At 63.7% G+C, this 20,409-nt stretch carries 21 protein-coding genes and 1 tRNA gene; 16 read left to right on the top strand and 6 right to left on the bottom strand.

What is annotated here, in order from left to right:
- Positions 1-32 precede the first annotated feature (32 nt).
- Positions 33-737: a purine-nucleoside phosphorylase gene (gene deoD, locus DQG17_RS00240; protein WP_116130762.1), complete on the top strand. Its 705-nt coding sequence runs from the start codon at positions 33-35 to the stop codon at positions 735-737.
- Positions 738-811: 74 nt separating this feature from the next.
- A complete protein-coding gene (locus DQG17_RS00235) occupies positions 812-1,426 on the top strand; it encodes a thymidine kinase (protein ID WP_116130761.1) in 615 nt (204 codons plus the stop codon).
- Here DQG17_RS00235 and DQG17_RS00230 read toward each other — a convergent pair.
- Positions 1,407-2,048 carry a GntR family transcriptional regulator gene (locus tag DQG17_RS00230; protein WP_116132506.1) on the bottom strand — a complete coding sequence of 214 codons (642 nt, stop codon included), beginning with the start codon at positions 2,046-2,048 and terminating at the stop codon, positions 1,407-1,409. The genes DQG17_RS00235 and DQG17_RS00230 overlap by 20 nt on opposite strands.
- Before the next feature lie 56 nt (positions 2,049-2,104).
- Complete coding sequence (locus DQG17_RS00225) at positions 2,105-2,815, bottom strand: M48 family metallopeptidase (RefSeq protein ID WP_116130760.1); 711 nt, start codon at positions 2,813-2,815, stop codon at positions 2,105-2,107.
- A 92-nt stretch (positions 2,816-2,907) separates the two neighbouring features.
- On the opposite strand from DQG17_RS00225, the gene DQG17_RS00220 reads away from it, so the two are divergent.
- Positions 2,908-3,234, top strand: a complete 327-nt coding sequence (locus tag DQG17_RS00220) for a TIGR02300 family protein (protein WP_116130759.1) — start codon at positions 2,908-2,910, stop codon at positions 3,232-3,234.
- Positions 3,235-3,306: 72 nt separating this feature from the next.
- Positions 3,307-3,382 (top strand) — tRNA-Ala (locus DQG17_RS00215).
- Between the two features lie 254 nt (positions 3,383-3,636).
- On the opposite strand, the gene DQG17_RS00210 is transcribed toward DQG17_RS00215, so the two are convergent.
- Entirely contained in the window at positions 3,637-4,104 is a 468-nt protein-coding gene (locus tag DQG17_RS00210) for a VOC family protein (RefSeq protein WP_116130758.1), read from the bottom strand.
- Positions 4,105-4,152: 48 nt separating this feature from the next.
- Between DQG17_RS00210 and DQG17_RS22105 the strand changes: the two genes are divergently transcribed.
- The 7 genes from DQG17_RS22105 to DQG17_RS00175 all read left to right on the top strand — a co-directional run bounded on the left by DQG17_RS22105 (position 4,153) and on the right by DQG17_RS00175 (position 11,153).
- On the top strand, positions 4,153-4,521 hold the full coding sequence (locus DQG17_RS22105) for a winged helix-turn-helix transcriptional regulator (RefSeq protein WP_116130757.1): 369 nt from the start codon (positions 4,153-4,155) through the stop codon (positions 4,519-4,521).
- A 370-nt stretch (positions 4,522-4,891) separates the two neighbouring features.
- Positions 4,892-5,431, top strand: a complete 540-nt coding sequence (locus tag DQG17_RS00200; protein WP_116130756.1) for an AAA family ATPase — start codon at positions 4,892-4,894, stop codon at positions 5,429-5,431.
- Between the two features lie 310 nt (positions 5,432-5,741).
- Positions 5,742-6,794, top strand: coding sequence for a hemin-degrading factor (locus tag DQG17_RS00195; RefSeq protein ID WP_116130755.1), 1,053 nt, complete (start codon positions 5,742-5,744; stop codon positions 6,792-6,794).
- A gap of 249 nt (positions 6,795-7,043) precedes the next feature.
- Entirely contained in the window at positions 7,044-8,354 is a 1,311-nt protein-coding gene (gene ugpB / locus DQG17_RS00190; protein ID WP_116130754.1) for a sn-glycerol-3-phosphate ABC transporter substrate-binding protein UgpB, read from the top strand.
- A 40-nt stretch (positions 8,355-8,394) separates the two neighbouring features.
- Complete coding sequence (gene ugpA, locus DQG17_RS00185; protein ID WP_116130753.1) at positions 8,395-9,276, top strand: sn-glycerol-3-phosphate ABC transporter permease UgpA; 882 nt, start codon at positions 8,395-8,397, stop codon at positions 9,274-9,276.
- A 17-nt stretch (positions 9,277-9,293) separates the two neighbouring features.
- A complete protein-coding gene (gene ugpE, locus DQG17_RS00180; RefSeq protein WP_116130752.1) occupies positions 9,294-10,130 on the top strand; it encodes a sn-glycerol-3-phosphate ABC transporter permease UgpE in 837 nt (278 codons plus the stop codon).
- Positions 10,131-10,133: 3 nt separating this feature from the next.
- Positions 10,134-11,153 carry an ABC transporter ATP-binding protein gene (locus tag DQG17_RS00175; protein ID WP_116130751.1) on the top strand — a complete coding sequence of 340 codons (1,020 nt, stop codon included), beginning with the start codon at positions 10,134-10,136 and terminating at the stop codon, positions 11,151-11,153.
- Between the two features lie 51 nt (positions 11,154-11,204).
- Here the strand turns inward: DQG17_RS00175 and nanR are convergent, their stop codons facing one another.
- Positions 11,205-11,978 carry a transcriptional regulator NanR gene (nanR, locus tag DQG17_RS00170; RefSeq protein ID WP_116130750.1) on the bottom strand — a complete coding sequence of 258 codons (774 nt, stop codon included), beginning with the start codon at positions 11,976-11,978 and terminating at the stop codon, positions 11,205-11,207.
- A gap of 462 nt (positions 11,979-12,440) precedes the next feature.
- Here nanR and oiaX point away from each other — a divergent pair, with 462 nt between their 5' ends.
- Positions 12,441-13,721 carry a 3-oxo-isoapionate-4-phosphate decarboxylase OiaX gene (gene oiaX, locus DQG17_RS00165; RefSeq protein ID WP_116130749.1) on the top strand — a complete coding sequence of 427 codons (1,281 nt, stop codon included), beginning with the start codon at positions 12,441-12,443 and terminating at the stop codon, positions 13,719-13,721.
- 75 nt (positions 13,722-13,796) lie between these two features.
- Here the strand turns inward: oiaX and DQG17_RS00160 are convergent, their stop codons facing one another.
- Positions 13,797-15,038 carry an MFS transporter gene (locus DQG17_RS00160; RefSeq protein WP_116130748.1) on the bottom strand — a complete coding sequence of 414 codons (1,242 nt, stop codon included), beginning with the start codon at positions 15,036-15,038 and terminating at the stop codon, positions 13,797-13,799.
- Positions 15,039-15,185: 147 nt separating this feature from the next.
- Positions 15,186-16,622 carry a four-carbon acid sugar kinase family protein gene (locus DQG17_RS00155; protein WP_232829277.1) on the bottom strand — a complete coding sequence of 479 codons (1,437 nt, stop codon included), beginning with the start codon at positions 16,620-16,622 and terminating at the stop codon, positions 15,186-15,188.
- A 68-nt stretch (positions 16,623-16,690) separates the two neighbouring features.
- Here DQG17_RS00155 and DQG17_RS00150 point away from each other — a divergent pair, with 68 nt between their 5' ends.
- From DQG17_RS00150 to DQG17_RS00135, 4 genes are all read left to right on the top strand, one after another.
- Positions 16,691-17,518: a phosphogluconate dehydrogenase C-terminal domain-containing protein gene (locus tag DQG17_RS00150; RefSeq protein WP_116130746.1), complete on the top strand. Its 828-nt coding sequence runs from the start codon at positions 16,691-16,693 to the stop codon at positions 17,516-17,518.
- A 68-nt stretch (positions 17,519-17,586) separates the two neighbouring features.
- Positions 17,587-18,561, top strand: coding sequence for a TRAP transporter substrate-binding protein (locus DQG17_RS00145; RefSeq protein ID WP_116130745.1), 975 nt, complete (start codon positions 17,587-17,589; stop codon positions 18,559-18,561).
- Between the two features lie 98 nt (positions 18,562-18,659).
- On the top strand, positions 18,660-19,136 hold the full coding sequence (locus DQG17_RS00140) for a TRAP transporter small permease (protein ID WP_116130744.1): 477 nt from the start codon (positions 18,660-18,662) through the stop codon (positions 19,134-19,136).
- Positions 19,133-20,407, top strand: coding sequence for a TRAP transporter large permease (locus DQG17_RS00135; protein ID WP_116130743.1), 1,275 nt, complete (start codon positions 19,133-19,135; stop codon positions 20,405-20,407). The genes DQG17_RS00140 and DQG17_RS00135 overlap by 4 nt, the downstream gene beginning before the upstream one ends.
- Positions 20,408-20,409: the final 2 nt, after the last annotated feature.

The following is a 20,409-nucleotide window of genomic DNA, read 5'->3' as shown; positions in this document are numbered from 1 at the left end:
CAACAGGGTCCGTTGCGGCGCGGGAGGCAAGAATGTCAGTGCATATTGGCGCGAATGAGGGCGACATTGCAGAGGTCGTTCTTCTTCCCGGCGATCCGTACCGCGCAAAATGGGCAGCCGAGAAGTTTCTGAATGAGATAGAATGCGTTAATGAAGTCCGCGGAATGCTGGGCTTCACGGGGTTCTGGCACGGAAATAGAGTGACGATCCATGGCTCCGGAATGGGAATGCCATCACTTTCGATATACGCAAATGAGATAATAAAAGATTTCGGTGCAAAGACATTGATCCGGATCGGATCGGCCGGATCAATGCAGACGTCGGTGGAAGTTCGCGATCTGGTGATCGCAATGACCGCCTCGTCGATGTCCACCCCCTCTCGGGGATTGTTTCGGGAATTGAACTTTGCCCCCTGCGCCGATTGGTCGTTGCTGTCGCGTGCCGTCGCCTGCGCCGAAGCGCGCGGAGTTCAGACCCACGTCGGCGGCATCTATTCCTCCGATACATTCTATGACGAGCGTACCGACCTTTCCGATCAGCTGGCCCGCCATGGCGTCCTTGCGGTCGAGATGGAGGCAGCCGAGCTTTATGCCGTCGCTGCCCGCCATGGCTGCCGGGCGCTGGCGATCCTGACCATCAGCAACCATCTGCTGACCGGCGAGGAGTTGTCGAGCGACGAGCGCGAACGCAGCTTTGGCGACATGGTCGAAATCGCGCTTGAAACTGCCTTCGGCTGAGCGCGTGGCGACCGTCTGGTCAGGTCCGCCGGCCGCATTGCGCGCGCCCCTCGCCTCGGTCTAGAGCCTTGGACATGGCCAAGCTCTACTTCCACTACTCCACCATGAACGCCGGCAAGTCGACGATCCTGCTGCAGGCGTCCTATAATTATCGCGAACGCGGTATGGACACCTATCTGCTGACGGCCGGGGTCGATACCCGCGCCGGCGCCTGCACGATCGGGTCGCGTATCGGGATCTCGGCGCCGGCCGAGGTGTTCGATGCCGATGACGACCTTTTCGCGCGGATCTCGCAGCGCATGGCGAAAGGGCGGATCGCCTGCGTCTTTGTCGACGAGGCACAGTTCCTGACCGAAGCTCAGGCCTGGCAACTGGCCCGCGCGGTCGACGACCTCGGGGTCCCTGTCATGTGCTATGGGCTCCGCGTCGATTTCATGGGCCGGCTGTTCCCCGGTTCGGCGACCCTGCTGGCGCTGGCCGATGAGATGCGCGAAGTGCGCACGATCTGCCATTGCGGGCGCAAGGCCACCATGGTGGCGCGGATCGGCCCGGACGGCCAGGCCACGATGACCGGCGAACAGGTTCAGATCGGCGGCAACGAGACCTATGTCTCGCTCTGTCGGCGGCACTGGCGCGAGGCGGTGGGCGAGGCCGCCCGCGGCCCCGACGCTACTGCGCCAGAAGCCTGAGACCGCGGGTCACGTCGGTCCGCACGGCGAGCTTCAGCGAGGATTCATCGCCCGCCTTCAGCGCCGCGATGATCACCTTGTGATAATAGGGCGCCTCGGTCCGCCGCAGCCGGTCATAGAGCATTCCCATTGTCGGGCCCAGTTGCAGCCAGACTGTTTCGGCCATCGCCAGCATCGCCGGCGCCTGTGCCCGCAGATAGAGTGTGCGGTGAAACTCCAGATTGGCCCTGATATAGGTCTGGGCCGCATGTTTGATGGCGCGCTGCTCGACGATCCGCTGATTGATGGTCTGCAGCCGCTCGATCAGGGCCATGTGGGCCCGCGGCAGGGCGCGTGCGGCCAGTTCGGGCTCGATCAGGGCCCGCAGTGCCGCCAGTTCCTCGATCCGGTCATTGGAAAGCTCGGGCGTCGACACCCGCCCCGAGGCCGACAGCGTCAGCGCTCCCTCGGCAACGAGCCGGCGCAAAGCCTCGCGCGCCGGGGTCATCGAGACGCCGAACTCCTTGCCGATGCCGCGCAGGGTCAGCGACTGGCCGGGCTGCATCTCGCCGTGCATGATCCGCACCCGCATCGTCCTGTAAATCCGGTCGTGGGCCAAAACGGTCGCCCCGACGCTGGCCATGGCCGGGCTCTGACCCGCATTCACCAGGACCGGGGGGATGCCTTCGGGCCCTTCGATCACGATCGATCCTCTGCGTCTGCGGCAAACCTGAACCGGTGCAGGTCCTCGCCATGGCGGCGCAGCCAGCTTCGGTCGGGACCATAGTCGGGGCGCAGTCGTTCGACCGTGGCCCAGAACTGCGGCCCGTGGTTCATCTCGGCCAGATGGGCGACTTCATGGGCACAGACGTAGTCGAGCACACCGGGCGGCGCAAGGATCAGCCGCCAGGAGTACATCAGCGCGCCCTCGGCCGAACAGGACCCCCAACGCGAGCGGGTGTCGCGCAGCGTGATGCGGGCATAGGGTCGCCCGAGACGCCCGGAATGATCGTCCGAGGCAGCGACAACCCGGTCCCGCGCCAACCCCCGCAGCAAGGCGGCGACCGTGGTCGGCACGCTGCGCGAGCTGCGCGCGACCGCGATCACCCCGGCGGCAGGGTCGATCCGGCTGCGGCTCGAAGGGGCGACGACCAGCGGCTGGCCCGCCACCGTCAGCACGGTGCCGACGGCCACCGGAATGTCCGGCGTGCGCTCGGACAGGCGCTGCCGCAGCCAGCCGGCCTTTTCCTCGACAAAGGCGATCCCCCGGCGTTCGGCGACGTTGGCCGGCAATGTCAGGGTCACCCGCCCGTCCAGTCGCGAAACCCTGAGCGAGAATCGCCGCGCCCGCGCAGAACGCCGCAACAAGACACGCACGGGCGGATCTCCGGGCAGAATGAACTCGTGCATCCCATCTCCGCGGGTGTTTTGGGGTTTGACAGACCCGCGCCCTTGTGGCATCGGGCGCTTTCAGAATTCGCCCACAATCAAAGGACCAATCGATGCCCAAGGAAGAATGGGGAGTCAAGCGTGTCTGCCCGACCACCGGGAAACGGTTCTACGATCTCGGCCGCAACCCGATCGTTTCACCCTATACCGGCGAAGTCGTGACCCTCGACACCGGCAACAAATCCCGCGTCCTGATCAAGGACGTGAAGGAAAAGGTGGTCGAGCCAGACGAAGACGTCCTGATCGAAGATGACGCCGACGTTCTTGACGCCGACGCAGATGTCGATCTCGATGACGACGTGCTGGACGAGGACGCCGACGACGACAGCGTCTCGTTCGATGACCTGGCCGAGGTCGAAGCCGACGACGAGGAATCCTGACAGAATTCCGTTTTTGGGGGGAGCATTTTCTTCTTGAACTCCCCCCAGCGCGTGACTAGACACCGCGCTACCGGGGCCATAGCTCAGCTGGGAGAGCGCTTGCATGGCATGCAAGAGGTCAGGGGTTCGATCCCCCTTGGCTCCACCAATCACCGTTGAAAAGCACCAGATAGGTCTGCCCTTTTCGTCAGAGGCGTTGCCTCTGGCCGGACTGTCTATGGAGAAGCGGCCCATCGCTGCCGCTGGCGCGAGTGTCCACAGTGCGGGACTGAGCGGGCTTTCGTTGTTTGGATGCCAAGGACCGCTCCGGCCACAATGTTATCGGTTCCGCCGGAGAAACTCGCGCTCGAACATCTGGACTAACTCATAAGGCGTCGTAGGGAAGGTCACCGACCTTCGCATTCACTCTGCCTCCGGCAGATCACCCGGAAAACGAACGTGCTGCAGTAGCTCAATCACTTCCCCAGCGGGGCCTTCAAAGATCGCGTTTTGTACGCTCACCTCAGGTTGGCCAAGTCCAAGATTTTCAGGGCCATGCAGATGCGTAGCGCCTGCTTCGACGATCCGCGCGCATGCTTTCTCCAAGTCATTTACTGTCAGGCAAATATGCGCGAGTGCGCCCGTCGCGATAGCTTGGCCGACTTTCGCGCCCCGTCCCTGCATCGGGATACCTGCCTTCAGGTCGAAAATCTCGATCCAGCTTTTAGTGTCGGCCGCTTGCATCATAACGGCACGATCGATCCCATAATCTGGCAGTGCCCACTCGTGCACCTGCCGGAAACCCAGCGCTTCGTAGAACGTGATCGAACGCTGCAAATCTGGGGTGCGCATGGCAAAATGGTGAAATCCGACAAACAGTTGTTCAGTCATACTCTGGTCTCCATATTACGGGAGATCGGTATTCAGCCCTAAGGTCCCATGAACAAGTCTGACAATTTTGACAGAGGGTTTCGTACGCCCGCTACGACACAAGAGCGAAATCGTGCGAACCTGCAGAAATGGTGTGATCTTGCGGTTGGTATGCAAGCCATTCGAGGACAGTGGAAAGCATCTATCCTTATGGTGCTTTCGGAAACTGAGAGTGATATACCAGCTCTGCAAGGTCGTCTCGCCGTGGCGGACCGAAGGGTGCTTGTCCGAGCGTTGCGCGAACTTGAGAAAGATCGTCTTGTCGAACGTTCGGCTGGCGGCACCCGGTACTCCCTGACATCTGACGGAAGCCAGGTAATTGAAATTCTGGGGGATATTGCCCGATGGCAGAGGGCTCGCAGAAAAACTGGTGCCTGAGTTAACCGGCATTAAGGGCTCGGAGGGGTCGTTCGCCGCGCCCTGCACGAACGGCAGCTTGGCGGGCCTAGCGAGCGGCGCGCGGCCCACGAAAGGCAAACCTTTCGAACAAGGGAGGCAATCTCGGCTCCGCGCCGAAATTGCGTCGCTTTCTTTCCAAACGATATCTTACAGCCCCAGAGGCAGACCTTTGTGACCTCTGCCAACCGTTTGAAACGCACCAGATAGGTCTGCCTTTCTCGTCAGAGGGTTTGCCTCTGCCGCGCAGACGGGTGCTGTTTTCCCTATCAAAATCCATGCTGCTTCGATCCTTGCCGATGGCGTGCCGATCGCTGCGCAGCCATTTCCCTGTCGAACCCGAGGATGGCCCATGAGTGACCATTTCTTCGTCGTGACGGGCGGCCCCGGTGCGGGTAAGACCAGCCTCATCACCGAACTCGCCCGCCGCGGCTTCCACACGATCCCCGAATCCGGCCGCGCGATCATCCGCGAGGAAATGCTAACCGGCGGCAGCGCCCTTCCCTGGGCGGATCGCCTGGCCTATGCCGAACGGATGCTGGAACGGGACCTCCGCGCCTACGGTGCGGCAGAGCGCCTGACAGGGCCAGTGATCTTCGACCGGGGCATTCCCGACATCATGGGCTACCTGACGCTCTGCGGGCTCCCCGTGCCGCCCCACATCGCCGCAGCAGCCAAGGCAGCCCGCTACAACAGCCGCGTCTTGCTGGCGCCCTACTGGGACGAGATCTTCACGCAGGACATCGAGCGCAAGCAAAGCCGGACTGAGGCCGAAGCGACCTGCGCGACCATGCGCGACACCTACGCCGCGCTCGGATACGCGATTACGGAGCTTCCACGGACCGACATAGCGCAGCGCGCCAACTTCGTTGCTGCGCAGTTGGGCTTGTGACATGCGCCAAGCGCCACCTCAATGCGGCACGGCCTTTCGGGAATTGACAGTCGCAGTGCTGTTTCCTTTGCAGCATGTCCTACGACCGGATGCTGACGAGGGAACTGGCGCAGACCTGTTGTTGAGTGTCTCGAAATCCCCGCCTCCGCCTTGTACTCACCATTATAACATACTAATTTTATCGAGATAAGTTTGTTCGCTCCGGGCACGCCTTTTGCCAGGTTTTCCTGCCGAGGGGCGTTTCCACTTGCCGCCGCAGACGGGCCCTCCGACGATGCCCCCCCGACACTGAATGTGCGAGACAGATGACATGACATATCAGGCAATCCTGACCGCGGCCGAAATTCGCGCCGCCCGTATTGAAGACGCCCGAAGCTATGACAGGGATCTGGCCGACGGACTGGGGATTTCCGAGGCCGAGCTTGTTGCGGCACATGTCGGCCACGGGGCGACACGGATAGGCGCGCATCCCGACGATCTGATGCCGCACCTGGCCGGGCTGGGCGAGGTCATGGCCCTGACCCGCAATCGCTCCTGCGTGATCGAGAAGGTCGGGACCTATGACACTTACCGACCCGGCCAGCACGCGGCGATGGTTCTGACACCCGAGATCGATCTGCGGATGTTCCCGTCGCACTGGGTCTCGGCCTTCGCGGTCGAGCGTCGGACGGCGGCCGGCACGCGGCGTTCGATCCAGGTGTTCGATGCGGCCGGCGACGCGGTGCACAAGGTGCATCTGGGCGACGGATCGAACCTCGATTACTGGCAGGCGCTGGTGCCGAGACTGGCGCTCGACGAACAATCCTGCGCCCTCGCCGTCGCGCCGCGGCAACCCGTCGAGCCGGCAAAGGCAAATCCTGACAAGGCCGGACAGCTTCGCGAGGAATGGGCCAAGCTGACGGACACGCACCAGTTCCTGCGCCTGACCTCCCGGCTGAAGATGAACCGCCTTGGCGCCTACCGGATCGCCGGTGCGCCACTTGCCCGGCAGTTGGCGGTTGGTGCGGTCAACAAGATGCTGGAAGCGGTGAAGGCGCAGGGCATCGAGGTCATGCTGTTCGTCGGCAACCGGGGCTGCATCGAGATCCACGGCGGACCGATCCTGTCGCTTGCGCCCACGGGGCCATGGCAGAACGTGCTCGACGACGGGTTCAACCTGCACCTGCGCGCCGATCACATCGCCGAGGTCTGGGCCGTCGACAAGCCGACGCAGCGCGGCCCGGCGGTCTCGGTCGAGGTTTTCGATGCCGAGGGCGGGCTGATCTTTCAGATCTTCGGCCGGCGCACCGAAGCAATGGATTTCCGCCCCGCGTGGGACGAGATCGTCGCGGCCCTGCCCGGCCTGCAAAGCGCGGACGCCTGACAGCGAACGGGCGCGCCATCCCTGACAGGACCGGATGTAGCGCGCGACGCTATCCCGACCCGAATTCGGCAGGTGCCCGGCCGAACCGTCGCGCCATCCATCCACCGTCCGGACAAGAAGGGGGATGACAAGCCATGCCCATACGCGGCAAACCTGTAGCAGAGGCCCGACTGTCCAGGAGGAGCACCGCCGGAAACGTCGGTGCGGGCAAGGTGCCTCGGCAAGAAAGAGAAAAGACGGGAGGAATTCATGAGACATGCAACGTCCGTGCTGGCGCTTGCGGCAACGCTGGGCTCGGCCCAGGCGGCCCTGGCACAGACCGAGATCCAGTTCTGGCACGCCTTCACCGGCAGGCTGGGTGATCTGGTGGCCGAACAGGTCGAGACCTTCAACAACGCCCAAAGCGACTATGTCGTGACGGCGAACTACAAAGGCAATTATTCCGAAACGCTGAACGCCGGCATCGCCGCCTTCCGTGCCAAGGAACAGCCCGAGATCCTGATGGTTTTCGAGGTCGGGACCGCAACCATGATGGCGGCCAAGGGCGCGATCGTGCCGGTCTATGAGCTGATGGCGCAGTCGAACACCGATTTCGACCCCGACGCCTTCATCGGTGCGGTCAAGGGATACTACACCGACACCGACGGCAACATGCTGTCGATGCCGTTCAATTCCTCGACCCCGGTGCTGTGGGTCAACCGCGACGCGCTCGAGACCGCAGGCATCGACCCCGATGTCGATCTGACCACCTGGCAACAGGTCGGCGAGGTTCTCGACCAGTTGAAAGCCGCCGGAAACACCTGCCCGCTGACCACCGCCTGGCAAAGCTGGATCCAGCTTGAAAACCTGTCGGCCTATCACAACGTGCCGTTTGCTAGCGAAGAGAACGGCTTTGCCGGGCTCGACACCGTGCTCGAACTGAACGGCCCGCTGCAGGTCCAGCACATCCAGACCCTCGGCGACTGGGCGAAGGACGGCAAGTTCGTCTATACCGGCCGCCGCAACGAGGGCGGGGCGAACTTCCGCGCCGGGGAATGCGCGCTGTTCACCGAAAGCTCGGCAGGCTACGCCGGGATCAAGTCCGAGGCGCAGTTCGACTTCGACGTTCGCCCGCTGCCCTATTGGGCCGGGGTCGAGGGCGCGCCCCAGAACACGATCATTGGCGGCGCCTCGCTCTGGGTGATGGCCGGGCACACGCCCGAGCAATACAAGGCGACGGCGGCCTTCCTGAACTTCCTGTCCTCGCCCGAGATCCAGGCCAAGTGGCACCAGGACACCGGCTATCTGCCGATCACCAAGGCGGCCGGAGAGCTGACGCGCGAACAGGGCTTCTATGCCGCGAACCCCGGCACCGACGTTGCCGTGATCCAGATGACGACGAAGGAGCCGACGGCCAATTCCAAGGGCATCCGGCTGGGATCCTTCGACCAGATCCGCACCATCATCGACGAAGAACTGGAGGCGGTCTGGACCGGCGACAAGACCGCACAGGCGGCACTTGATAACGCAGCCGAACGCGGCAACCAGTTGCTGCGCCGGTTCGAACAAGCCAACCGCTGAGACAGGCGCGCCCCGGCCGGTCCGGGGTGCGCCCTTCGCCATGGAAAAGCGTGTCACCTTCAAGGGCCTCTGGCTGCCCATCCTGCTCGTTCTGCCGCAGATCGTCATCACGGCGGTGTTCTTCTTCTATCCGGCGGGCAAGGCTGTCTGGCAGTCGCTGTTCATCCCCGATCCTTTCGGGCTGTCGATGCAATATGTCGGCCTCGGGAACTTCGAATTCCTGTTGTCCGATCCCTATTACCGCGCCTCGTTCGTCACCACGGCGGTGTTCTCGACCCTCGTGACGGCGGTCTCGATGGGCGTGGCGCTTTACCTTGCGGTGCTGGCCGACCGGCTGATCAAGGGATCGGGCACCTACCGGACGCTGCTGATCTGGCCCTATGCGGTCGCCCCGGCGGTCGCGGGCGTGCTGTGGCTGTTCATGTTCAACACCCGCGTCGGCGTCGTCACCTGGTATCTCGGGCAGCTCGGCTATGACTGGAACCACGTGCTGAACCCGCGCGAGGCGATGGGGCTGGTCGTCGTTGCCTCGGCCTGGGGGCGGATCAGCTACAACTTCCTGTTCTTTCTGGCCGGATTGCAGGCGATCCCGCGCTCGGTGATCGAGGCGGCGGCGATCGACGGGGCGCGGTTCTGGACACGCTTCCGCACCATCGTCTTCCCGCTTCTGTCCCCCACCACCTTTTTCCTGCTGGTGGTCAACATCGTCTATGCCTTTTTCGAGACCTTCGGGGTGATCCACACCATCACCTCGGGCGGGCCGCAGCAGGCAACCACGATCCTGGTCTACAAGGTCTATTCCGACGGCTTCATCGGGCAGGATCTGGGATCTTCGGCGGCACAATCGGTGATCCTGCTCGTGCTCGTGTCGATCCTGACCGTCATCCAGTTCCGCTACCTCGAACGCCGGGTGCATTACTGATGGCGGATCGTGGCGGCATGGTGCAATCGCGCGGGCTTGGGATCTGGCTGACCCACCTCGGTCTGATCGTCGGCATCCTGTTCATCTTCTTTCCGATCTGGCTCGCGTTCGTCGCCTCGACCGTCAGCCAGCAGGACATCGTGCGACCGCCGATGCCGCTGTTGCCCGGCGACAAGTTGGTCGAGAACTACGGCCGCGCGCTGAGCGCGGGCATCAATGCGCCGGTGGCGCGGATGCTGTTCAACTCGGCGGTGATGGCGGTGGGGATTGCGGTGGGCAAGATCGCGATCTCGATCATCTCGGCCTTTGCCATCGTCTATTTCCGGTTTCCGGGGCGGCAGATCTTCTTCTGGCTGATCTTCCTGACGCTGATGCTGCCGGTCGAGGTGCGCATCGTGCCGACCTACGAGGTCGCGGCAAGCTTTGGCATGCTCAACAGCTATTCGGGGCTGATCTTCCCGCTGATCGCCTCGGCCACGGCGACCTTTCTGTTCCGGCAGTTTTTCATGACCGTACCCGACGAGCTGGCAGAGGCGGCGCGGGTCGACGGTGCCCGGCCGATGCGGTTCTTCTTCGACATCCTGCTGCCGATGAGCCGGACCAATATCGCGGCGCTGTTCGTCATCCTCTTCATCTATGGCTGGAACCAGTATCTCTGGCCGCTTCTGATCACCACCGACCCGTCGATGAACACCATCGTCATGGGCATCAAGCAGATGTTCCCGTCGGGCGACGACACCGCCGACTGGCCAGTCATCATGGCGACCTCGATCCTGGCGATGCTGCCGCCGGTCGCCGTGGTGGTCGGGATGCAGACCTTCTTCATCCGCGGCCTCGTCGACAGCGAGAAATAGAGCATGGCAACCGTCACCCTTGAAAACCTGAAGAAATCCTTCGGCAAGACCGAGATCATCCACGGCGTCGACATCGACATCGCCGATGGCGAGTTCATCGTCATCGTCGGCCCCTCGGGCTGTGGCAAGTCCACCTTGTTGCGCATGGTTGCGGGCTTGGAGACGGTCAGCGCGGGCGAGGTCTTGATCGGCGGCAGGCCGGTCAACGGGGTCGAGCCGATGGACCGCGACATCGCCATGGTGTTCCAGAACTACGCGCTTTATCCGCACATGTCGGTCTTTGACAACATGGCCTACGGGCTGAAGATCGGCCGCGTCCCGAAGGCCGAGATCCGGACGCGTGTCGAGGCCGCGGCCGAGATCCTGCAGCTCGGCCCCTATCTGCAGCGAAAGCCGAGGGAGCTTTCGGGCGGACAGCGCCAGCGGGTCGCCATGGGCCGCGCCATCGTCCGCAAGCCGGCCGTGTTCCTGTTCGATGAACCGCTCAGCAACCTTGACGCCAAGCTGCGGGTCCAGATGCGGCTGGAGATCAAGGCGCTGCAGCGCAAGCTGGGCGTGACGTCGCTGTATGTGACCCACGATCAGGTCGAGGCGATGACGCTGGCGGACCGGATGATCGTGATGAACGAGGGCACCGCCGACCAGATCGGTGCACCGCTCGAGGTCTATGGCAATCCTGCCACCACCTTCGTCGCGGGATTTATCGGCTCGCCGCCGATGAATTTCCTCGATGCCGCGGCGCTCGAGAACGCGCCTGCAGGGGTCAGCCTCGGGGTGCGGCCCGAAAGCGTCCGGCTGGTCGGCACGTCCGAGGGACGGCTGGAGGGAACCGTCGCCTATGCCGAGCCGCTGGGAGCCGAGACCCTGATCCACCTGCGCACCGCGGATGGCCAGGCCCTGACGATCCGGCAGGACGGTGTCTTGCCGGTGCCGGCCGAGGGCGACCGCCTTGGTGCCGTCTGGGACCCGAGCCAGGAGTTCCGCTTTGGCCCGGACGGCCGGCGATTGAGGCAAGATCGATAGGCAACCGCAGGAAGCCGTAGTTTCCAGCGACAGGCCAGACGAGCCCCCCTGTCAGACGTCGTGGCGGTACATTTCGCTGGACCGATCGAGGTGCTTGCGCATCGCGTCCACACTCCGCACCGGGTCCTTTGCAGCAATCAGCGAAAAGATCTGCTCATGTTCGGCGAGGGTCTTTTCCTCGTTTCCCGACCAATGCAGCAGCGCCGTGTAGTAGCGCAGCAACCAGCGCAGCATGGCGTGCGACACCGCCCCCATGATCGGGTTGCCGGTCATCTCGGCGATCCGCGCGTGAAACCGCATGTCGGATTCGATGAATTGCTTCGGGTCGTCAAGGTCGTCGCGCTGCTGGTCCAGAATGGCCCGCAGGTCGGCGATGTCATCCTCGGTCGCACGTTCGGCCGCCAGACGCACCGCGCCCATCTCGAACATCCGGCGGGCTTCCTTTAGGTTCTCCAACTGGTCGGGTACCGACGACAGCAGGATCTGGGCCACCTCGTCGACACGTTCCAACACGCTCTCGGGGGTCAGCGCATTGACCCGGCTGCGCCCGCCGTGGGAAATCGTGATCAGCCCCATGGTCTGCATGGATTGCAGCGCCTCGCGCACCGCCGGGCGGCCGACGCCAAAGCGCTGCATCAGGTCACGCTCGGAGGGCATGGGGTCGCCTGGACCCAGATCGCCCGAGGCGATCATCGTCCGAAGCCGGTCAAAGACCTCGTCGGAAAGCTTGCGCCGAACGATCTTGTCCGCGGTCTCGGCAGCATTCCGGGACCCGGCCGGGGTCTCCGTTGACGACGTGTTGCTCGATTCAAAAGTCCGGGGCATGGGTGTCTCGTTGGATCTTTCCTGGCGGCCCGGGTTTGGGCGCGATCGAATCGCAGGTCTGCGGGATGACCGCCGAAATTAAGTTGGCGCCGCCTGTTTCGAACGGTCGCCCGATTGAGGGCGTCCCCGTCTCCGCAGTTCGGGGGCGAAGCGCCATCGGAACCTCAGGCCCTGCCTATCTGGTATGATCACATGACATCTTGAACAAGGTAGTTCGCTTTCTTCAGTTTCGCAACAAGTTTTCCAGTGGCCGCCAAGCGCCCGAAACGGGCCAGATCCGCGGCAACCCTGAAACTGTAACGAAACGTACTTCGAGGCAAAAGTCATCATTTGCATTCACATGTCACCGCCACAGTCGCGGATCGTTGTGACCTGTCCACCGAGCAGCGGGCGGAACAGATTGGTATTGATGTCATAAGGTATAATGAGTATGCCAAATCTACGATCCGTTGGGAGGATACCATGGTCGAAACCCCTGATACTAACGCGATCCGGGTCACATACCGTCTGGAGGTCCCCGCGCTTGCAGGTCAGAGCCTTGAGGCCATGGCCGCCAAGATTGCGTCGGACCAATCCACCGGCACCTTCACCGACCTTCCGGGCGAGACCGAAGCGGTCAAATCCCGCTGTGCCGCACGCGTCGTGTCGGTCACCCCGCTCGACAGCGTCGCGACCCCAGGCTTTCCGCGTCCCGAAGACCCGGACGGAACCAGCTATCTGCGCGGCGATGTGGCGATCGATTTCCCGCTCGAGGCTGTGGGAACGGATATTGCCGCGCTGATGACCATCGCCATTGGCGGGGTATTTGCCGTCCGCGGGCTGTCGGGGGTCCGGGTGATGGATATCGATCTTCCCGACGCCTGGTCCTGCCACCCGGGGCCGCAATTCGGCATCGACGGGTCGCGCCGGCTTATGGATGTGCCCGAAGGGCCGATGTTCGCCTCGATCATCAAGCCATCGCTGGGCCTTGGCCCGGAGGAGACCGCGCTTGTCGTGCGCCAGCTTTGCGAGGCCGGGGTCGACTTCATCAAGGATGACGAAAAGCTCATGTCGCCCGGCTATTCCTCGCTGGAAGACCGGGTTGCCGCGATCATGCCGGTGATCGACGATCATGCCCAGCGGACCGGCAAGCGCGTGCTTTACGCCTTCGGCATCTCCTCGGCCGACCCCGATGTGATGATGCGAAACCATGACCTGGTGCGCGCGGCCGGCGGACAGGCCGCCGTCGTCAACATCAACTCCATCGGCTATGGCGGCATGAGCTTTCTGCGCAAGCGATCCGAATTGTGTCTGCACGCGCATCGCAACGGATGGGACATCCTGACCCGTCACCCCGCCCTTGGCATGGAGTTCCGCGCCTATCAGAAGATCTGGCGCCTGCTGGGTGTGGATCAGTTTCAGGTCAACGGAATTGCCGCAAAATACTGGGAGCCGGACGAGAGCTTCGTCCGCAGCTTCGACGATTGTCTCACCCCGATCTTCACGGAGGCCGACCGGGCATTGCCAGTGGTTTGCTCCGGCCAGTGGGGCGGACAGGCACCCGAGACCTATCGAAGGACCGGCCAGCGCCTTGATCTCATGTATCTCGGCGGCGGCGGCATTCATGGCCACCCGATGGGCGCAAAGGCAGGTGTCTCGGCGATCCGTCAGGCCTGGCAAGCGGCCGAGGCCGGTATCGAGTTGCCGGTCTATGCCGAGACCCATCCCGAACTTGCCGCCGCCCTGGCAAAATTCGGACGCTGAGAGCACGGCCGCGCAGACCATCTGTCCGTTCGACAGGCTCGCAGTTCGACGATGCCATGACCCGGCTCGGGTCGGTCACCCCAATCGCGGCGCCACCGGAATCGCAACAATCGCCAGCAGCCCGGCGGTTGCCAGCATGCAGGTGGTCACAGCCGCCATGCCAAAGCCCTGCGCCAGCGCGCCGCCCGACAGCACGACCGCCGCCGCAACGGTGTAGGTGATCGCCGCGAACAGCGAGGCAAGCCTGCCCTGGGCCGCGGGGGAGGCATCGAGCGTCAGCAGCACCAGCGAGATCCGATAGGCCGTGCCGGCCCCTGCCCCGATCAGCATGAATCCGGCGATGCCCGACGGGGTCGACCCGACCCCGGCCGAGATCAGAACGGCCACAATCCCCAGCGCCATCGGCACCATGCCGGAAAGCCCTGGCAGGTGTCGCGTCAGAGCCCCGCTGAAAAGCTGCGCCAGGAGGCTGCTCAGCAGAAGCATCGGGATCCCGACCGCCTGCACCACTGGCAGCTGGTGGTCGGCGAAATAGGTCGGCAGGAAGACGATGCAGGTGCTGGTGACAGCCCAGGCGAGGCAGCCGGTCAGGATCGCGACGCGGCGCCGGCGCAGGATCGCGCCCAGGCTCCCGGTCGCCACCGGATCGACACGGATCAGGCGCCGGTTGTCGGCCCGGCGCAGCAACAGCAACCCGGCCAGCGGCAGCGCCAGCAGGGTGCAGGCAGCGGCGTGAAGGTGAAAGCTGAGCGATATGGCGCGCACGCCGACGAGCTGCAAAAGCAGCTCGGCCGCGGCGGTGCCAAGGATCGCCCCCGCCAGATTGCCGGTTGCCGACAGCGCCCGCCCGCGCGCCCCGATGGCCGCGACGACCAGCGAGGCCGCAGCCCCGGTGCCGATCCCGCCCGAGATACCGGCAAGCGCCCGACCAGCCAGAACCCCGCGCAACGTTGCCGTGGCCAGCAGAAGATCGCCAAGGATGGCAACGCCGAGCGACACCACCAGCATCAGGGGGGCCCGGCGCAGCACTGCGGGATGCGTGGCCAGAAACAGCACCGAGACCAGCGCCCCGACATAGACCGAGAAGGTCAGCGTGATCGATAGCGACGAGAACCCCAGCACGTCGCGATAAACGGGCAACAGCGGCGTCGTCGTGTTGGTGCCCGCCAGCAGCAGGACAAAGGCCGCAGCGGCCAGCAGGGCCTGCGCGCCCATCCAAGGCGGGCTGGCAAAGTCCCGGCGTGGCGGGTCCGTAACGGCACGGCTCTCGCGATTGTCCGGGCGCGCATCATCGCGCTGGCACCAGAGGTCGGTCATGCAGGCTGGGTCCTTCAGGTTGAATGCCCGGAATGTTATGAGCCGGCAGACCGGTGCAACATGGGGTGCATACGCCTTCCCGCGCCCGATAATGAAGGCCGAAAACCGCGAAACCGGGGACGGGTCGATGGCCAAAGCGGCCCTGCCTCAGCGGGGACCGCCACCATCGCGAACCCAGCTGAAGAAGTCCTCCGACCCCATCTGCCCCCCCTTCAGGGCGATTTCCAGCCCGTCGTGCGGCGACTCGCCGTGGCCCGTGCAGATCGACGCGCCGGGGATCGTCGGCGCGCGGGCAACGAGCGCCTGCAGCTTCAGCCGCTCCATCCCATAGCCCGAGGTATCGCCGCCCGAGATGACCGCCCGCCTGAGACCGGATTTAAGCAATATCCCGTCAAGGATACGGCCAAGGGCATCGCCGATTCGCGCGTTGGCGTCAGCGGGGGAAAGGCCCGACCCCGACAGGGCCGCCCGAAACGCCGCCACCGCCGGGTCATCGGGACCGCTGGCCGAATGGACCAGCGGGCTTGCGCCACGTGCCGCGGCCGCGGCACCCGCGGCAATCAGGCGCTCGACCTCGACATCGAGCGTGGACTGCGCGCCGCAGACCGCGCTTGCCGGGAAGCCCAGCAGCGCAAATCCATGTGCGGCCGCGTGATCGAGCTGTCGCGCCGTGGTCGGCGAAACCGAGCCCGAGACCACGGCAATGGCCTCGACCTTTCCGGCACCGGGGGCGGGGGCCGCCTCGGCCAGCTGGCCGGTGGCCAGCCAATGCCGGACGAGCGCATATTCGACCCCCTGGCTGCCGACGACGAACCCCAGCCGGTCCCGGTTTTCCCAGATCAATCGGCCGGCGGCCGTTTCAGAGATTTCTTCCATCGAATCGATGGACACGACTCGCGCACCCGCTGAAACCAGCCGGTCGAGCGCCGCCTGCGGATCGCTTGCCAGCATCTCGAGATCGATCAACGCCGATGGCAGGCCGGTCTGGCAGGCGAGGTGGCGCAACAGATCGGCCTCGTCCATCGGGGTGACCGGATGTCGCGCCATGACCGGATGGCGGTCAAGGCGGAACACCCCGTCAAGCGTTCCGGCAAACAGGTGACCGAACGCCTGATATCGCCGCATCTGCGGCGCCGCCGTCACCATGGCAACCGCCGCCGCGGGCCGCACCGAAAGACCGACTTCGATGGCCTTTCCGATCGAGCCGACATCGGGCGCGGAATCGAAGGTGGAGCAGACCTTGTAGTGCAGAATCGGTGCCTTGCAGGCATCGAGCCAGGCCAGTGGCCGGGCCAGATTCTGCTCCATCCAGGCGGGATCCTTCGTCCGCGCGGTCGAGGCAATGCCGATGGCGCGGGCATCGCGGAACCTGTCGCGGAGCGCGTCCGAGGGAACGCCGGAAAACAGCACTGTCGGCACGCCCGCAAAGGCCAGAACCTCCATGACAGCCGCCGATCCGGTGAAATCGTCACCATACCACGTGACCCAAGGGGCCCTCTGGTCCCCACCTTTCAACTCAGCAGACATCGCTCCCCCCAGTACGTCGGCACCGGTCGAATACTCGACCACAGCCGCTATTGACATGATCGTCACATTGTTATCTCATTATACCAGTTTAGCAAGGTATACACGACATACCTGGAGGAGGTTCCATGACAGTAGTTGCGTTGTTCGGTGCAGGCGGAAAGATGGGGGTTCGACTCGGCAAGAATCTGGCCAAGTCCGACTTCGACGTGCGCCACGTCGAAGTATCCGACATTGGCAAGGCGCGCCTGAAGACCGAGATCGGCGCCGACGCCGTTACGCCCGAAGCTGCGATCGACGGCGCGGACGTGGTTATTCTGGCGGTGCCGGACACCGTGCTCGGCAAGGTCGCGGCGGACCTCGTTCCGCAACTGGCCCCCGGCACGATGGTTGTCGTCCTCGACGCTGCGGCGCCCTATGCGGGCTATCTGCCGGTGCGCGAGGACATCACCTATTTCGTCACCCACCCCTGCCATCCGGTGATCTTCAGCAACGAGGCGACCGAGGCAGGCCGCAAGGACCATTTCGGTGGCATCGCGGCCGAACAAGGCGTCGTGAACGCGCTGATGCAGGGCCCGGAAGATCACTATGCGCTTGGCGACAAGATTGCCCGCACCATCTATGCGCCCGTCTCCCGCACCCATCGCTGCACCGTCGAGCAGATGGCCTATCTTGAGCCCGGTCTTTCCGAAACCGTCTGCGCCTCGCTTCTGGTGGTGATGCGGCAGGCCATGGACGAGGTGGTCAAGACCGGCGTCAGCAAGGATTGCGCGCGCGACTTCCTGCTCGGGCACATGAACATTCTCGGCGCCGTGATCTTTGAAGAGGTCGATGGCGTGTTCTCGGATGCCTGCAACAAGGCTATCGAGTTCGGCATTCCCGTCTTGATGCGGGACGACTGGAAGCGTGTCTTCGAACGCGAAGAGATCCTGGAAAGCGTCAAGAGGATTACCTGACACCACTCACGGGCGGCGCGCGCCAGTCGCGCGCCGCACATCTTACTGTCATCCAAGGGAGGACTCGTATGACACGATTTACAGTATTTGCCGCGCTGCTCGCCGGCACGGCCGCGGTTGCCCTTCCGGCATCCGCCAAGACCTTCAACCTTGCCTTCACGCCGCCGCTCGAAAGCCACTACGGCGATGCGGGCCGGGCGTTCAAGGCCACCGCCGAAGAGCTTTCGGGCGGCGACATCGAGATTGCGCTCAAGCCGGCCGGTGCGCTTGGCGGCGAGCGGGATGTGATCGAGGGACTTCAGATCGGCACCGTCGAACTGACGATCTCTTCGACCGGACCGATCGGGAACTTCGTCCCCGAGGTCTATGCGCTCGATTTCCCGTTCCTGTTCAAGGATTACGACTCGGCCCATGCGGTTCTCGACGGGCCGATCGGACAAGAGATCCTTGCCAAGTTCGAAGACGCCGGCCTTGTCGGTCTGGCGTGGTCCGAAAACGGGTTTCGGCATGTCACCAACTCGAAACACCCGATCGTGACGCCCGCGGACCTTCAAGGTCTCAAGCTGCGGACCATGGAAAACGAGGTCCATATCGCGGCGTTCAAGGCAGCCGGCGCCTCGCCGACCCCGATGAGCTGGACCGAGGTCTTGACCTCGCTGCAGCAGGGCACGATCGACGGGCAGGAAAACCCGGTGCCGATCATCACCGCCAACAACATGTGGGAGATCCAGAAATACGCGACCCTGACCGGGCACGTCTATTCCCCCGCTGTCGTGGTGATGTCCAAGATCCACTGGGATGCCTTGAGCGAGGAAGAGCAGGGCTGGATGCGTGAAGCCGCGAAGGCCGCCGCCACGGCAGCCCGGGAAACCGTCGCCAAAAACGAGACGGCCGGGGTCGAGGAAATGATCGCAAACGGGATGGAAGTGGTCACGGTGGTTGACAAGGATGCCTTCGCAGCCGCAGTCCAACCTGCCTATGACGAATATGCCGATCGCTATGCGCCCGAACTCATCCAGCGGATTCAAGACGCACAGAAGTGACAGACCACGTCGGGCACGGCATTCAACCGCGCCCGACGGATCGCCCGATCGGGCAAAAGGGGGGCCACCGCGGCCCCCCTGTTTCGGGAGGAGACATAATGAAAACCTTGACAGCCGCGGGTGAATCCGTGGTGCGCCTGACACATAATATGTCAGCGCTGTTACTCGCCATCGCGACACTTCTGGTCTTCATACAGGTGGTGACGCGTTTCCTGCTCGGGGATGCGGCGGTCTGGTCCGAGATACTGGCGCGCGGGATCATCATCTGGTCCACGTTCCTCGTCGCCGGGGCAGCGTTTCGCACCGGCACCATGATCCCCATCGACTTCCTGCGCGCGCTGCTGCCGCCACGTCTTCAGCTGTGGGTGATCCGGCTTGTGATGCTGCTGACGTTGATCTTCCTCGGCGTTCTGGTCTGGTACGGCATTGCCATGGCGGAACGGGTCCAGAACCAGAGGGTCGCCATGCTGAACGTGTCGATGTCGGTGTTCTACTATGCCATCCCGATCGGCGCGCTGTTCGCCATTCCGGGTGTCCTGCTGCGCTATGCGGATGCTGAAAGGGGCGAGTCATGAACGCCGCACTTGCCTTCTTCCTGATCACATTTTTCGCGCTTTCGGTTCCCGTCGCGGTTTCGATCGGCCTCGCCTCGATCTTCTCGATCCACTTCTTTTCCAACCTGCCGCTGCTCGTCGTACCCCAGAAGATGTTCACCGGTCTCGACAGCTTCCCGCTGATGGCCGTGCCCTTCTTCATCCTGGCAGGGGTCATCATGACCCATGGCGGGATATCCGAACGGCTGGTCGACTTCGTCAAGTCGCTGGTCGGCGGCATCCAGGGCGGACTGGCAAGCTCTTGCGTGCTGACCTGCATGGTCTTTGCGGCAATCTCGGGATCGTCGGTCGCAACGACATTCGCCATCGGTTCGATCCTGATCCCGGCCATGGTGCGGCACGGATACCCGACGCCGATGGCCGCCTCGATCCAGGCATCCTCGGCTGAACTCGGGGTCATCATCCCGCCTTCGGTGCCGCTGATCCTTTATGCCGTCTCGACCGAGACCTCGATCACCAAGCTCTTTCTTGCGGGGCTGGTCCCCGGCCTGACCATCGTGGTCGCGCTGATCATCATGGTGCAGGTCTGGTGCCGCCGCAAAGGCTATGGCCTGCGGGACGGAGAAAGCCGCGAGCCTATCGGCAAGGCGACCTACCGGGCCTTCGGTGCGCTCTTGATGCCGATCATCATCATCGGCGGTATCTATGGCGGCATCTTCACGCCCACCGAGGCGGCGGCCGTGTCGGTCGTCTATGCGCTGATCCTCTCGGTCTTCATCTATCGCGAGATCACGATTGCCGAACTTCCGGCCCTGTTCCGGCACGCGGCAAAATCCTCGGGCGCCGTGATGATGATCATTGCCGCCGCATCGCTGTTCAGCTTCCTCATCAGCCTCTCCGGGCTGCCCGACGAAATCGGCGCCTGGGCAAAAGAGACATTCTCGTCTCCCATCTTCTTCCTGCTCGGCATCAATGTTCTGCTGTTCTTCGTCGGCATGTTCCTTGAAACCTCGGCCGCGATCCTGGTGCTGGCACCGATCCTGACGCCGGTCGCGATATCCTTCGGCATCGATCCGGTGCATTTCGGGGTCATCATCGTGGTCAACCTCGCCCTTGGCATGTTCACGCCACCGCTTGGGGTGAACCTTTTTGCCGCGGCACAGGTCGCGGACATCCCGGTCCAGAGGATGTTTTCGAGCCTCGTCTGGCCGATCCTGGTGGTCATCAGCGCGCTGATGCTGATCACCTATGTGCCGGCGCTTTCCGTCGGCGTGGCGAACTGGGGCATCTGAGC

Source organism: Tropicimonas sp. IMCC34043, from assembly GCF_003390845.1.
Taxonomy (GTDB): Bacteria; Pseudomonadota; Alphaproteobacteria; order Rhodobacterales; family Rhodobacteraceae; genus Tropicimonas.
Note: the sequence above shows the minus strand (reverse complement) of the source record. Positions and strands in the feature narration are given on the sequence as shown.

Bases quoted from the DNA above. Each gene is read 5' to 3' on its own strand.
- DQG17_RS22105 (WP_116130757.1), top strand. From the start codon at position 4,153: ATGAACAAGTCTGACAATTTTGACAGAGGGTTTCGTACGCCCGCTACG.
- DQG17_RS00225 (WP_116130760.1), bottom strand. From the start codon at position 2,815: ATGCACGAGTTCATTCTGCCCGGAGATCCGCCCGTGCGTGTCTTGTTG.
- ugpA (WP_116130753.1), top strand. From the start codon at position 8,395: ATGGAAAAGCGTGTCACCTTCAAGGGCCTCTGGCTGCCCATCCTGCTC.
- nanR (WP_116130750.1), bottom strand. From the start codon at position 11,978: ATGCCCCGGACTTTTGAATCGAGCAACACGTCGTCAACGGAGACCCCG.
- oiaX (WP_116130749.1), top strand. From the start codon at position 12,441: ATGGTCGAAACCCCTGATACTAACGCGATCCGGGTCACATACCGTCTG.
- ugpB (WP_116130754.1), top strand. From the start codon at position 7,044: ATGAGACATGCAACGTCCGTGCTGGCGCTTGCGGCAACGCTGGGCTCG.
- DQG17_RS00195 (WP_116130755.1), top strand. From the start codon at position 5,742: ATGACATATCAGGCAATCCTGACCGCGGCCGAAATTCGCGCCGCCCGT.
- DQG17_RS00175 (WP_116130751.1), top strand. From the start codon at position 10,134: ATGGCAACCGTCACCCTTGAAAACCTGAAGAAATCCTTCGGCAAGACC.
- DQG17_RS00210 (WP_116130758.1), bottom strand. From the start codon at position 4,104: ATGACTGAACAACTGTTTGTCGGATTTCACCATTTTGCCATGCGCACC.
- DQG17_RS00135 (WP_116130743.1), top strand. From the start codon at position 19,133: ATGAACGCCGCACTTGCCTTCTTCCTGATCACATTTTTCGCGCTTTCG.
- DQG17_RS00235 (WP_116130761.1), top strand. From the start codon at position 812: ATGGCCAAGCTCTACTTCCACTACTCCACCATGAACGCCGGCAAGTCG.
- DQG17_RS00155 (WP_232829277.1), bottom strand. From the start codon at position 16,622: ATGTCAATAGCGGCTGTGGTCGAGTATTCGACCGGTGCCGACGTACTG.
- ugpE (WP_116130752.1), top strand. From the start codon at position 9,294: ATGGTGCAATCGCGCGGGCTTGGGATCTGGCTGACCCACCTCGGTCTG.
- DQG17_RS00200 (WP_116130756.1), top strand. From the start codon at position 4,892: ATGAGTGACCATTTCTTCGTCGTGACGGGCGGCCCCGGTGCGGGTAAG.
- DQG17_RS00160 (WP_116130748.1), bottom strand. From the start codon at position 15,038: ATGACCGACCTCTGGTGCCAGCGCGATGATGCGCGCCCGGACAATCGC.
- DQG17_RS00145 (WP_116130745.1), top strand. From the start codon at position 17,587: ATGACACGATTTACAGTATTTGCCGCGCTGCTCGCCGGCACGGCCGCG.
- DQG17_RS00140 (WP_116130744.1), top strand. From the start codon at position 18,660: ATGAAAACCTTGACAGCCGCGGGTGAATCCGTGGTGCGCCTGACACAT.
- DQG17_RS00230 (WP_116132506.1), bottom strand. From the start codon at position 2,048: ATGGCCAGCGTCGGGGCGACCGTTTTGGCCCACGACCGGATTTACAGG.
- deoD (WP_116130762.1), top strand. From the start codon at position 33: ATGTCAGTGCATATTGGCGCGAATGAGGGCGACATTGCAGAGGTCGTT.
- DQG17_RS00220 (WP_116130759.1), top strand. From the start codon at position 2,908: ATGCCCAAGGAAGAATGGGGAGTCAAGCGTGTCTGCCCGACCACCGGG.
- DQG17_RS00150 (WP_116130746.1), top strand. From the start codon at position 16,691: ATGACAGTAGTTGCGTTGTTCGGTGCAGGCGGAAAGATGGGGGTTCGA.